The organism is Rhizobium sp. USDA 4016, from assembly GCF_056279705.1.
Genome location: NZ_JBWCCY010000002.1, coordinates 1,588,907 through 1,603,220 on the forward strand (window position 1 = coordinate 1,588,907; position 14,314 = coordinate 1,603,220).

Below are 14,314 nucleotides of genomic sequence, written 5' to 3' on the forward strand. Positions count from 1 at the left end.
CATCTTATGCCGGCAGCTAATGTCGGGTCGTTCAAAATCAAGCGGAGGAAATATCATGACGGATTCAAACGCGGTCTTCGATCCGCGTGCCCTTGCCGCGCGGCTTGGCAGCCTCCACAACGCGGGCAAGCAGGTGCCGACTGCCGATTTCGCACTTCCGACCGACCTCCGCCACGCCATGGACGCGCAGAATTTCCTTGCCGCCGAGCAAGGCATTACCAGCAATGCGTGGAAAGTGGCGACCTCGCCGGATGACCAGGCTGTGGCTGCGCCGCTTCATCCCTATATCGAAGCCCTTTCCGGCGCCGAAATTCCCTGGGCGGAGGGCATGAAATTTGAAGCGGAGATTGCCATTCGGCTCGGCACGGATCTGCCGATCCGCGATAGCGGCTACAGCCGGGCCGAAGTCGCCGATGCAGTCACGACCGTCCATCTCGGCGCAGAGCTCCTGGTTTCCGCCATTCAGGAAAGCGGCAGGGCTTCCTTTTTGCTTTTCCTTGCCGATCGCCTCGGCAATAGCGGCTATGTGCTTGGTCCGCCCGTGCCGAAAACACTAATCGACACAGCGACCGGAACGCCGCTGAAAGTCACCTTCAATGGCCAGCCGGTCTACGATGCCCCGGCGCACCATCCGAAGGGAGACGTGCTCACCTGGCTTGTCGGCTACGCCAATGACAGGTTGCGGCCGGAAAGCTCGCTGAAAGCAGGCGCGCTGATTACGACGGGTACCCTCTGTGGCGCGATCGAACTTAGTTCGCCGGGCGAGATCGACATCCTTCTCGGCGAGACCAGCAAGCTTCATCTTTCGCTCGTCGCGAAATAATCAGACATTGCTGCGAAACATCTCGATGATGGCGGAGAAGTCCCTTCCGCCATTGCCCTGATTTTCGAAGAGCGCGTAAAGCTGCGCGGCTTCGGCACCAAGCGGAGTCGATGCGCCGCTCAAAAGTGCCGCCTCCTGCGAAAGGCGCAGATCCTTCAGCATCAAGGCAGCGGCAAAGCCCGGCTTATAGGCATTGTTCGCCGGCGAGGTCGGAACCGGTCCCGGCACCGGGCAATAGGTATTGATGGACCAGCACTGGCCGGACGATGTGGATGCAACATCAAAAAGCGCTTGGTGTGAAAGGCCGAGTTTTTCAGCCAGCACGAAAGCCTCGCAGACGCCGATCATCGAAATCCCGAGGATCATATTGTTGCAGATCTTGGCCGCCTGCCCAGCGCCCGCTTCGCCACAGTGAACGATCTTCTTGCCCATGGCTTCAAGGATCGGCTTGGCCTTGGCGAAACTCTCTTGCGAACCACCCGCCATGAAAGTCAGCGTTCCCGCCGCAGCCCCGCCCGTTCCGCCGGAGACGGGGGCGTCGAGCGAAAGGCAACCTGCTGCCTTGGCCATCGCATGGGCCTTGCGCGCGCTTTCGACGTCGATGGTCGAGCAGTCGATCACCAGCGTTCCGGCGGGAATGGAAGCGAGAATGTCCGGCCAGGCCGTCAGCACGTGTTTACCTTGCGGTAGCATCGTGACGACGGTCTCGGCACCGGCCACCGCCTGGCTCACGTGGCTCGCAGGTTTCACGCCGGTTTCCTCTGCCGCCTTGAGAACCGGCGCGGCGAGATCGAAGCCCGTCACCTCATGCCCGGCCTTGACGAGATTGGCCGCCATCGGCCCGCCCATGTTGCCAAGCCCGATAAATGCGATCCGTGTCATCATGGCCTCCTATCTGTTATCTTCGAGGATCATCGCGGCCGCCTTTTCGGCGATCATGATCGTTGGCGAATTCGTATTGCCTGACGTGATCGACGGCATAATGGAGGCATCCGCGATCCTGAGCTTGGCGAGCGCGCGCAGCTTCAGCCGCGGATCAACGACGCTGTCTTTGTCTGCGCCCATCCGGCAGGTTCCGACCGGATGGAAGATCGTCGTGCCGATGTCGCCCGCCGCCCGCTCCAGATCGGCCTCCGTCTGATAGGAAGGACCGGGCTTGAACTCCTCCGGCTGAAAGCGCGCAAAGGACGGCTGTGAAACGATCCGCCGTGTCAGCCTTATCGATCGAACAGCTATGTCGCGATCACGCTCCGTCGAGAGGTATTTCGGTGCAATCGTCGGCTGCGTTGCAAAATCCGGGCTCGCAAGATGCACGGAGCCGCGGCTTTCCGGCCGGAGATTGCAGACGCTTGCGGTGATTGCCGGAAAGGCGTGCACCGGATCGCCGAACTTGTCGAGCGAGACCGGCTGTACGTGATACTGCAGGTCGGGTGTTTCCTTGTCTGGCCCCGAGCGCGTGAAGATGCCAAGCTGGCTCGGTGCCATGGCCATCGGCCCGGAACGGCGGATCAGGTATTCGAGCCCGATCGCCGCCTTGCCGATCAACTTTGTCGCCTTCTCGTTCAGCGTCGGCACACCGGTGACCTTATAGGCGAGGCGAAGCTGCAGATGGTCCTGCAGGTTCTCGCCCACCCCCTTGACCTCGGTAACGACGTCGACGCCGGCATTGTTCAGCACATCGCCGCGACCGATGCCGGAGAGTTCCAGGATATGCGGCGAGCCGATGGAACCGGCAGAAAGGACCGTCTCTTTGGCCGCATATGCGCGCTTTGCCGCGCCGTCGTGTTGGAACTCGACGCCGGAAATGGCACCCTCCTCCACCAGAAGGCGCCGCACCTGCGCCTTCATCAGAACAGTCAGATTGCGGCGCTTCCTAGCCGGCCGGAGGAAGGCCTTTGCAGTGTTCCAACGAATACCGGAGCGCTGGTTGACGTCGAAATAGCCGGAGCCTTCGTTGCTGCCGCGGTTGAAATCCTCCGTAATCGGAATGCCGGCTTCCCGTGCCGCCTGCTGGAAGGCGTCGAGCACGGCCCAGCGCACCCGCGCTTTCTCCACGCGCCATTCGCCACCGGCACCATGCATCTCGTCCGCGCCGCGGTAATGATCCTCCGATCTGCGGAAGAAGGGCACAATATCGCTCCAGCTCCAGCCGCTGCATCCCATCTGCCGCCAAAGGTCGTAGTCGCGCGCCTGGCCGCGCATGTAGATCATGCCGTTGATCGAAGAGCAGCCGCCGAGCACCTTGCCGCGAGGGTAGCCCAGAGCCCGACCGTTCAGCCCTTCCTCGGGCGCGGTGGTATAGCACCAGTCGGTGCGCGGATTGTTGATGCAGTAGAGATAGCCGACCGGTATGTGTATCCAGTGGTAGTTGTCGCTGCCGCCGGCTTCCAGCAGTAGCACGCGGTTATTGCGGTCTTCGGATAGGCGGTTCGCCAGCACACAGCCCGCACTGCCAGCGCCGATGATGATATAGTCGTAGCGATCCATCTGATGTCACCGGCCGCTCAACGGCGATACACGAAGCCCAGTTTCCGGCCGATCCACGAGGCGTAGAATTCTCCGACGATGCCGCGACGGAAGATCAGCACGCAGATCATGAAAACGACGCCGGTGATGATCGTAACGGGGAATTCCGATGTCGCGAGATAGTTCTGCAGTGTCACGACAAGCCCCGCCCCGAAGATCGGACCAATCAGCGTACCGATGCCGCCGAGAAGCGTCATCAAGATCACCTCGCCCGACATCTGCCAGGCGACGTCCGTCAGCGTTGCGAACTGGAAGACCAGCGACTTCAAGGCTCCCGCCAGCCCGGCGAGGGCTGCCGACATCACGAAGGCGCCGAGCTTGTAACGCGCCACCGAATAGCCGAGCGAGATCGCTCGGTTCTCGTTTTCCCGGATCGATTTCAGGATCATGCCGAAGGGCGAATGGATGAAACGCCAGATCAAAAGCATGCCGATGACGAAGACCGCCAGGACGAAGTAGTACATGCTGGTCGAATTATTCAAATCGATGAGGCCGAAGAGATACCCCCTAGGAACGGACTGGATGCCGTCCTCGCCTTCGGTGAATTCCGCCTGCAGGCAGAAGAAGAAAAACATCTGCGAAAGCGCAAGCGTGATCATCGCGAAATAGATGCCCTGACGGCGAATGGCGAGATAGCCCATGACGAGGCCGAGGAGTGCAGCACCCGCAACGCCGATCAGGATGCCGAGTTCCGGCGGCACCCCCCATGCCTTAACGGTGTAGGCAGTGAAATAGGCCGCCCCGCCAAAGAAGGTCGCATGCCCGAAGGAAAGCAGCCCGGTATAGCCGAGCAGCAGGTTGAACGCGCAGGCAAAGAGCGCAAAGCACAGCAGCTTCATGAGGAAGATCGGGTAGAAGAAAAACGGCGCGAGCAGCAGGAGCAAAAGACCGATGATCAGGAAGCCGGCCTGTACCGACAGTGCGGTGCGGCTCTTTTCTGCACGAATGGTTTCGGTGATGTCCGTCATCTTACGCATCCCGGCCGAAGAGGCCCGCGGGCCTGACGAGAAGCACGATCGCCATGATCACGAAGATCACGATGTTCGACGCTTCCGGATAGAAAACCTTGGTTAGCCCCTCCGCAACGCCCAGAACGTAGCCGGTGACGATCGCCCCCATGATCGAACCCATGCCGCCAACCACGACAACGGCGAAGACGACAATAATGATGTTAGACCCCATCAACGGCGAGACCTGGTAGATAGGTGCAGCCAGTACGCCGGCAAAGGCTGCAAGACCGGCACCCAACGCATAGGTCAGCGTCAAGAGGACCGGCACGTTGACGCCGAAGACCTGCACAAGCACGGCATTTTCCGTCGCCGCCCGAAGATAGGCTCCAAGCTTGGTCTTCTCGATGAGAAGCCACGTGCCGATGCAGACCACCAGCGACATGACGACCACCCAGCCGCGATAGATCGGCAGGAACATGAAACCGAGGTTGGTACCACCGGCAAGGGCTGACGGCGTGGCATAGGGCTGGCCGGAAGACCCGTACAAATAGCGGAAGGTCCCTTCGATCGCGAGCGCCATGCCGAACGTGAAGAGCAATCCGTAGAGTGGATCGAGATCATAGAGCCGCCGCAAGAAGAGCCGTTCCACGACGGCGCCGAAAAGGCCGACTGCAAGCGGGGCAAGAACAAGCGCGGGCCAGTAGCCGATGCCGCCATAGGCGAGCATCAGATAGGCAACGAAGGCGCCGAGCATGTACTGCGCGCCATGCGCAAAATTGATGACGCGCAACAGGCCGAATATGATTGCCAGGCCAAGGCTCAACAGCGCGTAGAAAGAGCCGTTGATGAGGCCGATCAGCAACTGGCCGAGTAGTGCCTGAACGGGAATGCCGAATATCATCGTCATGGCATCAGACTCCCAGCACCCTGTGCAGCGTATCCATCCGCTGCGGCAATTCGCCGACCGGGAACTCGGACACCATCTGGCCATGGTCCATCAGATAGAAGCGGTCTGCAATGCGGCTTGCAAAGCGGAAATTCTGTTCGACGAGGAGTATGGTCATGCCGCGCTCCTTCAGCTTCCTCAGGACCTCACCGATACGTTGGACGATGACGGGCGCAAGACCCTCCGTCGGCTCGTCGAGCAGGAGCATCTTGACACCGGTGCGCAAGACACGAGCGATCGCCAGCATCTGCTGCTCGCCACCGGAAAGCTTGGTCCCGGCGCTCGCGCGGCGCTCGTAGAGGTTCGGAAAAAGTTCGTAGATCTCGTCGAGGCTCATGCCGCCTTCGGCAACGACCGGCGGCAAGAGCAGGTTTTCCGACACGCTCAGTGTCGAAAAGATGCCGCGCTCCTCGGGCACGAAGCCGATGCCCTTGTGTGCGGTCTTGTGCAGCGGCACCTGCATCATATCCGCTCCGTCAAAGCTGATCTTGCCCTTGCGGGCCCGGACGATGCCGGTGATCGTGCGAAGCGTCGTTGTCTTGCCGACGCCGTTGCGGCCGAGGATAGTAATCGTTTCACCTTCGCCAACGCGCATGTCGACGCCGTGCAGGATATGGCTTTCGCCGTACCAGGCATTGAGGCCCCGAACTTCCAGCAGGGCAACCATCAACCTTCCTCCGTGCCCATATAGGCCTCACGGACGCGCGGATCCTTGCTGACGGTGGCGTAATCGCCCTCTGCGAGGATCTCGCCACGCTGAAGTACAGTCACCTGCTGGCAGATATTGGCAACGACGGAGAGATTGTGCTCGACCATCAGTACCGCCCGGACGCGGGCAACCTCGCGGATGATGGCGGAAACGACGCTGACGTCCTCCTGCCCCATGCCGGCCATCGGCTCGTCGAGAAGCAGAACCTTCGGATCGAGCGCAAGCGTCGTGGCGATCTCCAGTACGCGCTTGCGGCCGTAGGAAAGATCGGCGGCGATATGGTCGCGCTCCTTGGAAAGGCCGACGCTTGCCAGCAATTGTTCGGCGCGGTCGTTCAGGCGATCGAGCGCAGACACCGGCCGCCAGAACTGGGTGGAGAGATTGTTGGGTCGCTGCAGGGCGACGCGCACATTGTCGAGGACCGACAGGTGCGGGAAGACCGCCGAAATCTGGAAGGAACGCACCAGCCCCATGCGCGCCACCTTGTCCGGCGGTGTCCTGGTGATATCCGTCCCCATCAGCGTGATCGTGCCGTGCGTCGGCTGCAGGAACTTGGTCAGCAGGTTGAAAACCGTCGTCTTGCCCGCGCCATTCGGTCCGATGAGGGCATGGACGCTTGCATCGTGTACGTCGAGATCGACATTCTTGACGGCCGTGAAGCCGCCGAAATCCCGGCGAAGGCCGCGGGCGGAGAGTACCACCCGCGGCGTTGCATTCGTCTCTGTTGCGGGAACCGCCATGGGCTTATTTCACCAGATCGCAGCCGCTCTTGGCGGGATCGATATAGGCGTCCTTGCCGGGGATGGTGGCGAGAACGTTGAAGTAGTCCCAGGCCTCCTTGCTCTCGTCCGGCTTTTTTACCTGCAAGAGATACATGTCATGGATCATGCGGCCGTTCGGGCCGACGGTTCCACCGCGGCCAAAAACGTCGTCCACCGGCATTTCATGCAGTTGCTTCGCAACGGCTTCCGTTTCGTCCGTTCCGGCCTTCTGGATTGCCTTCAGGTACTGAAGCACGGCGGAATAGGTCCCGGCGTGGATCATGTTCGGCATCTTGCCGGTGCGATCGAAGAATTTCTTTCCGAAAGCGCGGCTCTCGTCGTCACGGTTCCAGTAATAACCTTCGGTGAGCGTCAAGCCTTGAGCGGCTTCGAGACCGAGGCCATGGACGTCAGCGAGCGTGAAGAGCAGCGCCGCAAGACGCTGGCCACCCTGCGTGATGCCAAACTCGGCCGCCTGCTTGATTGCGTTTGCCGTGTCGAGGCCTGCATTGGCAAGACCGACGACCTTGGCGCCGGAAGACTGGGCCTGCAGCAGGAAAGACGAAAAATCCTGGCTGGCGAGCGGATGCCGGACGGAGCCGACGACATTGCCCCCATTGGCCTTTACGAAATCACTCGTCTGCTGTTCAAGCGAATAGCCAAAGGCGTAGTCGGCCGTCAGGAAGAACCAGCTGTCGCCACCCTGCTTCACAAGTGCGCCACCGGTGCCGACAGCAAGGGCATGCGTGTCATAGGCCCAGTGGAAGCCGTAGGGCGAACAGGCCTTGCCCGTCAGATCCGTCGTTGCCGCACCCGTGACGATGTCGATCTTCTTCTTCTCTTTGCCAATTGCCTGGACAGCAAGCGCAACCGACGAGGTCGTCAGTTCCATGATAGCGTCGACCTGCTCGGTGTCGTACCACTGCCGGGCAATGTTCGACGCGATGTCCGGCTTGTTCTGATGGTCGGCGTCGACGATCTCGATTGGAGCGTCGAGCACTTTGCCTCCGAAATCTTCGACCGCCATCTGGGCGGCTTCAACGGACGATTTACCACCAAAATCGGCATAGACGCCGGATTGGTCGTTCAGGATGCCGATCTTCACCTTGCCGTCGGAAGCACCATCGGCGAGTACGGCGGTGCCGCTGGCAAGCAGGAATGCCACGGACGCAATGAAATTCTTTCGCATATGTCTCTCCTCCCAGAGATGGTCAGATCGCGCGTCTGTTCAAAATTGGCCAGCCGCTCTCCTCAAACCAGCCGACGCTTCGCCTACGATCAAGGAAAATCTGCCTTGAGGCAACCGGTGGTTTGAAGTTAATTACAAACAGTATCTGTTCGTTTTTGAACAGAAGGTTGAAACCGACACTTAGGGCGCTTTCCATTCTTGGGCAGCGATCGGCGATTAGACCAAAGACGTAGATGGACGCGCGACGCTGCATGAGCAATCCTCCGCAATTTACTTGGGACGATCTTCAGTTTTTTCTAGCCGTGGCGCGCACCGGCCAGCTATCGACGGCTGCAAGGCAGCTGCGCAGCAGCCATGCCACTGTCTCGCGGCGCATCGACCGGCTTGAATTTGCCCTGAAGGTCAAGCTCTTCGAGCGCAACGCACGTGGCTATGTGCTGACGGCGATGGGCACGCGTTTCGTAGAAACCGCGGAAAAAATGGAACAGGAGACCGAACGCCTGCGAGCCGACCTTGCCGCAGGGTCGATGACGCAGCGCGGCGTCGTGCGGTTGAGTGCGCCGGAGGGTTTTGCGAATTTCTTCTTTGCGAGCGTGCTGCCGAAGTTCGCAGCACACCATCCGCATCTGTCGCTTGAGCTTGTGACGATCCAGCAGATTATGTCACTGTCGCGCAAGGAGGCGGACATTACCGTCGTCTTGGACGAACCGAAGGGCGGACCGTATTTTTCCGAGAAGCTGACCGACTACCATCTGCAGGTTTACGGCTCGCGGGATTATCTTGCCAAGAGCCCGCCGGTCAACTGCCGCGACGACCTGCTGAACCATCCCTTCATCAGCTATATCGAGGAGATGATCTTCGCGCCGGGGCTTGATTATCTCGGCGACGTGCATCCGCGCATCAAGCCGCAGTTCCAAAGTTCCAGCATCTTTGCGCAACTGACGGCGACGCGAAACGGCCTGGGGCTTTGCGTGCTCCCCTACTTCTTCGCAAGCCTTTATCCGGAGCTTGTGCGCGTCCTGCCGGATGAGGTGGACCTCTGCCGCAACTACTGGGTTACTTGTCATCAGGATATGAGACAAGCGCCACGCGTGCGCGCCGTCATCGACTTTCTGCGCGAGGCCGTGAAAGGCGAAGACGCACGTTTCATCCCGCCATTTGCAGCCGCAATCCATTCCGGACGAAAGCCCGGATGACTATTTCAGGAATTCCGCGCGGTGCGGTGTGAAGGTGTCGATCAGCCGTCCCTTCTCCAATGCCTTGACGCCGTGAACGAGGTCCGGCGGCACGATGAAGCTGCCGCCTTTTTTCAGCACTTCGGTCTTCCCGTCGATGGTGACCGCAAAGCTGCCTTCGGCAATATAGCTCGCCTGGATGTGCGGGTGCGAATGCGCAGCACCGATTGCATCTTTTTCGAAGGCGACCTCAACCATCATCATCTCGGGCAGGTAGACCATGATCCGGCGCGTGACGCCCGGCTCCGGACTGATCCAGTCAGCGCCTTCGGCATGCACGAAAAGAGCGCTCGATGTCATGTTCGCCTCCTCACTTCGATTCCCATCGGGCGGCAAGTTGGAGCATTGAAGTCTGTTTGAAAAGGGCGCATCCGTATATTCCTTCCAATTGACGCCGAAGCTGCCCGGGTTTATGGCGGGCTTGATCAGGCTTGCCTGAAAAAAGGTGAGGAGACGCCGTCATGCATCATACCCGCGAAACCTTCGACTGGGCCGATCCCTTCCGGCTGGTAGAACAGCTGACCGACGAGGAGCGCATGGTGCAGGACACGGCACAAGCCTATGCGCAGGAAAAGCTCGCTCCCCGGGTGCTCGATGCCTTCCGCAGTGAAAAGACCGATCCGACGATCTTCCGCGAAATGGGCGAACTTGGCCTGCTCGGTCCGACGATCGCGCCGGAATATGGCGGAGCAGGCTTGGGTTATGTCGCCTACGGCCTGATTGCCCGCGAAGTCGAGCGCGTCGATAGCGGCTACCGCTCAATGATGAGCGTGCAATCGTCCCTCGTCATGGTGCCGATCGAGGCCTTCGGCTCGGATGCGCAGAAACAGAAATATCTGCCTAAACTTGCAACCGGCGAATGGATCGGCTGCTTTGGGCTCACCGAACCGAACCACGGCTCCGATCCGGGCTCGATGGCGACGCGCGCCAAAAGAGCCGATGGCGGCCATAGCCTGACCGGGTCCAAGACCTGGATCACCAATGCGCCGATCGCCGATGTCTTCATTGTCTGGGCCAAGACGGAGGACGGCGTGATCCGCGGGTTTATTCTGGAAAAGGGCTGGAAGGGCCTTTCGACGCCAGTCATTCACGGCAAAGTGGGTCTGCGCGCCTCGATCACCGGTGAGATCGTGATCGACAACGTTTTCGTGCCGGAGGAAAACATGCTGCCCGATGTGACCGGTCTGAAGGGTCCGTTCACCTGCCTGAATTCCGCCCGTTTCGGCATTGCCTGGGGCGCGCTCGGTGCGGCCGAAGCCTGCTATGCGACGGCCCGACAATACACCCTCGATCGCAAGCAGTTCAACCGGCCGCTTGCCGCCAATCAATTGATCCAGAAAAAGCTTGCCGATATGGCGACCGAGATCACGCTCGGCCTGCAGGGTTGCCTGAGGCTCGGCCGCATGAAGGAAGAGGGCCATCCGCCGGTGGAACTCACTTCAATCCTCAAACGCAACTCCTGCGGCAAGGCACTCGACATTGCGCGCACTGCCCGCGATATGCTCGGCGGCAATGGCATCTCCGACGAGTTCGGCGTCGCCCGCCACCTCGTCAATCTTGAGGTCGTCAATACCTACGAGGGTACGCATGACATCCACGCCCTCATCCTCGGCCGCGCCATCACGGGAATTCAGGCCTTCGCGAACTAGCGTCCCGCCCGGCGGCGCCAGAGCGTATAGGCAACCGAAACAAGAACCTACCACGATGCCGAGCGCAACGTTGCCGTAGGTGGCACCGAGCCCTACCCCTAAGGCGATGCCGATCGCGATCGGAAATGCAAGATCCTTATCCATTCCAAGCTCCTCTCCGCATTTCGCAAATGGGCCATGGGGCGTGAATTGCAACCGTTTGGAGATTGTGCAACGCTGCTGTCGCCGATACAGCGCCAATAGGGGAAGGGGTTTCTCATATGCTTCTATTCCTTGCATTTTTGATCGGAATTATTGCCGGCCTCAGGGCCATGACTGCGCCCGCCGCCGTTGCCTGGGGTGCCGCACTTGGCGGGTTCAACGTTTCTCAAACGTCTCTCGCCTTTATGGGCTACCGATGGACGCCGTGGATTTTCACGGTGCTTGCCGCCGTCGAAATGATCACCGACCAATTGCCGACAACGCCAAGTCGCAAGGTGCCGATGCAGTTCGGCGCCCGTATCATCATGGGCGCATTGGCAGGCGCCACGATCGGCGCTTCGGGTGGTTCCCTGACAGCCGGGCTTATCGCGGGCATCGTCGGTGCCGTTGTTGGAACGCTCGGCGGCGCCTTTCTGCGCGGCAAGCTTGCGAAGGCTTTCGGCAAGGATTTGCCGGCGGCACTTATCGAAGATGCCGTCGCCATCGGCGGCGCGCTGTTGATTGTGGTGGCCGTGCCATGAAAAGTTACGACGCGATCTTTATCGGAGCCGGTCAGTCCGGCCCCTTCCTCGCCGCCCGCATGTCCGAGAAGGGCATGAACGTAGCGCTGATCGAGCGAAAATATCTCGGCGGTACTTGCGTCAATGCCGGCTGCATGCCGACGAAGACGCTGGTCGCCAGTGCCCGGGCCGCCCATGTCGCGCGCCGCGGCGGCGACTACGGCGTGAAGATCACTGGTAACATCGAGATCGACATGATGATCGTGCGCCAGCGCGCCGAAACCGTTACCATGAACGCCCGCAACGGCCTGATCAGCTGGCTTGACAGCATGGAAACAATGGACGTGATCTACGGACAGGCCAGATTTACCGGTCCGAAGACAGTCATCGTCAACGGCGAGATGCTGTCGGCGCCGCAAATCTTTCTGAATGTCGGTGCCCGCCCGGTCATTCCGGATTTTCCCGGTATCGAGGACATCGACTATCTCACAAGCACGTCGATCATCCACCTCGACACGCTGCCACGCCACCTCGCCGTCATCGGCGGCAGCTATATCGGTCTCGAATTCGCGCAGATGTACCGTCGCTTCGGCGCCGAAGTCACCATCATCGAACGCGGGCCGAAACTTGCCTCCCGCGAAGACGAGGATATCTCCGACGCAATCGCGGAGATTCTCGGCGCGGAAGGTATTGCGGTTCACACTCAGGCAGATCGTATCGCATTCGTAAAGAATGGCGATGCTGTTGCCGTCAGCACCGGCTCCGGCAAGCCGGCGGTCGAGGCAAGCCATGTGCTGATTGCAACCGGCCGCAGGCCGAACACCGACGATCTCGGCCTCGATGCCGCCGGCGTTCTGACGGACAAGCGCGGCTACGTTACGGTGGACGACAGGCTGATGACCAATGTCGAGGGCATCTTCGCGCTCGGCGACTGCAACGGCCGCGGAGCCTTTACGCATACGTCCTATAATGATTTCGAGATCGCGGCGGCTAACCTGATTGATGGTGGCGATCGCAAGGTGAGCAGCCGCATTCCCGCCTATGCACTTTATATCGATCCGCCGCTCGGCCGCGTCGGCATGACGGAGAAGGAAGCGCGCGCTTCCGGTAAAAAGATCATGGTCTCGTCCCGCCCGATGAGCCGCGTCGGTCGTGCCAGCGAACGAGGTGAGACCATGGGTTTCATGAAGATCGTCGCTGAGGCCGAAACCAAGCGAATTCTCGGTGCCGCAATCCTTGGCATCGAAGGCGACGAGGCAATCCACGGCATCATCGATGCCATGAATGCCGGAACGACCTACCCTGCCCTGCAATGGTCGGTGCCGATCCATCCGACCGTCTCGGAACTGATCCCGACGGTGCTGGGAGATTTGAAGGCGGTTTGAAATATTTCCTTCTCTGCCTTATTCCATCACGATCTGCAGCTTGACATCCGTCGGCCGCGCTTCGACGGCACGATCGAAAGCCTTGATCGAATCCTCGAACTGGAAAACCCCCGAAATCAGCGGCTTGAGGTCGACGCGGCCGGAGCCGAGGAGTGCGATCGAGCGCTCGTACTGGTGCGCGTAGCGGAAGACCGTTTCGATGCGGATTTCCTTGGTCGAAGCCGTCGAAACGTCGAAGCCGACAGGATTCACCGGCAGGCCGACGGCAACGATGACCCCTCCGGGACGCGCCAGATCCATGATCGTTTCCCAGGCCTTTGGCGACCCGGAGCACTCGAAGATCACGTCTGCGCCCCAGCCGGCGGTCAGCCGGCTCACCTCCTCGGTGAGATTATTCTCGCGGATGTTGACCGGAATGACGCCCTGATACTGCGCGGCGATGTCGAGCTTCGGCTGGGCGAGATCGGCAACAATCGCCCGGGCACAGCCTCCAGCAAGCGCGGCAATCGCCACCATCGTGCCGATCGGGCCGGCGCCGAGGACGACGGCCGTGTCGCCGGGTGCGATTTTTGCTTTGGCCGCGGCCTGCATGCCGACCGCAAATGGTTCAACCATCGCGCCTTCCGCAAAGCTTACATTGTCCGGCAGCTTGTAGGTATAGTTGGCGGGATGAACCACTTCCGGTGTCAGCACGCCGTGAACCGGAGGCGTCGCCCAGAAGGTGACGGCAGGATCGACATTGTACATGCCAAGCCGGCTTGCCTTGGAGTTCGGATCGGGAATGCCGGGTTCCATGCAGACGCGGTCGCCGGCTTTCAGATGTGCCACGCCTTCACCGACTTCGACCACTGTACCGGCCGCTTCGTGCCCAAGCACCATCGGCTCACTGACCACAAAGGGCCCAATCCTGCCGTGCGTGTAATAATGCACGTCCGAGCCGCAGACGCCGACGGTATGGATCTTGATCTTCACCTGTCCCCGCCCGGTTTCCAGCGATAGATCGATATCGCGAAGGGCAAGCTCATGCTGACGCTCCAGTACCAGCGCACGGACTTTGGCCATATCTCGGTTTCCTTCCCTGATAGTTCGTCCGATTCACCCGGACGTCGTTTAACCGACTATACGACCCCCCAGGCCCGCAGTTCAACAGAATTGCGAGGCTTTTGCTCGCAATGTGATGAATTGCTCAGTCAACCAAACTGCGCAAGCTTGCCGCCGATGGCAAGCGGGCCGAGTTCGAATCCCGAAGAAGCCGAGCCTGGCCATCAGCGCGCCGACCTCCGCCATCCGGTCTTCGCCGGAATAAAACAGCACGCTTGCCGCCTTCAGCCTGGGGATCGCCCGATACGCGGCCGGGCAGCAGATGATTGAAAATATCGCGCGTTTCTGACTGGCTGATTAGTTGTTAATGACGTTCAAAAGTTTCAATGAATGCTTGGA

Annotated in this window: 14 protein-coding genes; 5 read left to right on the top strand and 9 right to left on the bottom strand. The window is 60.2% G+C overall.

Annotated features, from left to right (window positions below):
• The first annotated feature begins 55 nt into the window (after positions 1 to 55).
• On the top strand, positions 56 to 823 hold the full coding sequence (locus tag ACZ9DP_RS08695; RefSeq protein ID WP_476201257.1) for a fumarylacetoacetate hydrolase family protein: 768 nt from the start codon (positions 56 to 58) through the stop codon (positions 821 to 823).
• Here ACZ9DP_RS08695 and mmsB read toward each other — a convergent pair whose 3' ends face one another.
• Genes mmsB through ACZ9DP_RS08730 form a run of 7 tightly spaced genes read right to left on the bottom strand, consistent with a single transcriptional unit; the run spans position 824 to position 7,904 of the window.
• Positions 824 to 1,705: a 3-hydroxyisobutyrate dehydrogenase gene (gene mmsB / locus ACZ9DP_RS08700; RefSeq protein ID WP_476201259.1), complete on the bottom strand. Its 882-nt coding sequence runs from the start codon at positions 1,703 to 1,705 to the stop codon at positions 824 to 826.
• Positions 1,706 to 1,714: 9 nt separating this feature from the next.
• A complete protein-coding gene (locus ACZ9DP_RS08705) occupies positions 1,715 to 3,310 on the bottom strand; it encodes a GMC family oxidoreductase (RefSeq protein ID WP_476201261.1) in 1,596 nt (531 codons plus the stop codon).
• A 17-nt stretch (positions 3,311 to 3,327) separates the two neighbouring features.
• Entirely contained in the window at positions 3,328 to 4,317 is a 990-nt protein-coding gene (locus ACZ9DP_RS08710) for a branched-chain amino acid ABC transporter permease (RefSeq protein WP_074071731.1), read from the bottom strand.
• Position 4,318: 1 nt separating this feature from the next.
• A complete protein-coding gene (locus ACZ9DP_RS08715; RefSeq protein WP_022717889.1) occupies positions 4,319 to 5,206 on the bottom strand; it encodes a branched-chain amino acid ABC transporter permease in 888 nt (295 codons plus the stop codon).
• A 4-nt stretch (positions 5,207 to 5,210) separates the two neighbouring features.
• Complete coding sequence (locus tag ACZ9DP_RS08720) at positions 5,211 to 5,912, bottom strand: ABC transporter ATP-binding protein (protein WP_194731278.1); 702 nt, start codon at positions 5,910 to 5,912, stop codon at positions 5,211 to 5,213.
• A complete protein-coding gene (locus tag ACZ9DP_RS08725; protein ID WP_476201263.1) occupies positions 5,912 to 6,694 on the bottom strand; it encodes an ABC transporter ATP-binding protein in 783 nt (260 codons plus the stop codon). Before ACZ9DP_RS08725 ends, ACZ9DP_RS08720 begins: the two co-directional genes overlap by 1 nt.
• 4 nt (positions 6,695 to 6,698) lie before the next feature.
• Positions 6,699 to 7,904 (bottom strand): ABC transporter substrate-binding protein, encoded by a 1,206-nt coding sequence (locus ACZ9DP_RS08730; protein ID WP_074071728.1) that lies wholly within the window; start codon positions 7,902 to 7,904, stop codon positions 6,699 to 6,701.
• A 251-nt stretch (positions 7,905 to 8,155) separates the two neighbouring features.
• On the opposite strand from ACZ9DP_RS08730, the gene ACZ9DP_RS08735 reads away from it, so the two are divergent.
• Positions 8,156 to 9,100 carry a LysR family transcriptional regulator gene (locus ACZ9DP_RS08735; protein ID WP_476201265.1) on the top strand — a complete coding sequence of 315 codons (945 nt, stop codon included), beginning with the start codon at positions 8,156 to 8,158 and terminating at the stop codon, positions 9,098 to 9,100.
• On the opposite strand, the gene ACZ9DP_RS08740 is transcribed toward ACZ9DP_RS08735, so the two are convergent.
• Entirely contained in the window at positions 9,101 to 9,439 is a 339-nt protein-coding gene (locus ACZ9DP_RS08740) for a cupin domain-containing protein (RefSeq protein WP_283073840.1), read from the bottom strand.
• 161 nt (positions 9,440 to 9,600) lie between these two features.
• Here ACZ9DP_RS08740 and ACZ9DP_RS08745 point away from each other — a divergent pair, with 161 nt between their 5' ends.
• From ACZ9DP_RS08745 to ACZ9DP_RS08755, 3 genes are all read left to right on the top strand, one after another.
• On the top strand, positions 9,601 to 10,788 hold the full coding sequence (locus tag ACZ9DP_RS08745; RefSeq protein ID WP_476201267.1) for an acyl-CoA dehydrogenase: 1,188 nt from the start codon (positions 9,601 to 9,603) through the stop codon (positions 10,786 to 10,788).
• Positions 10,789 to 11,048: 260 nt separating this feature from the next.
• Positions 11,049 to 11,510, top strand: a complete 462-nt coding sequence (locus ACZ9DP_RS08750; protein WP_194731283.1) for a DUF4126 domain-containing protein — start codon at positions 11,049 to 11,051, stop codon at positions 11,508 to 11,510.
• Positions 11,507 to 12,874, top strand: a complete 1,368-nt coding sequence (locus ACZ9DP_RS08755) for an FAD-containing oxidoreductase (protein ID WP_476201269.1) — start codon at positions 11,507 to 11,509, stop codon at positions 12,872 to 12,874. Before ACZ9DP_RS08750 ends, ACZ9DP_RS08755 begins: the two co-directional genes overlap by 4 nt.
• Before the next feature lie 18 nt (positions 12,875 to 12,892).
• Here ACZ9DP_RS08755 and ACZ9DP_RS08760 read toward each other — a convergent pair whose 3' ends face one another.
• Positions 12,893 to 13,936: an NAD(P)-dependent alcohol dehydrogenase gene (locus tag ACZ9DP_RS08760; protein WP_476201271.1), complete on the bottom strand. Its 1,044-nt coding sequence runs from the start codon at positions 13,934 to 13,936 to the stop codon at positions 12,893 to 12,895.
• Positions 13,937 to 14,314: the final 378 nt, after the last annotated feature.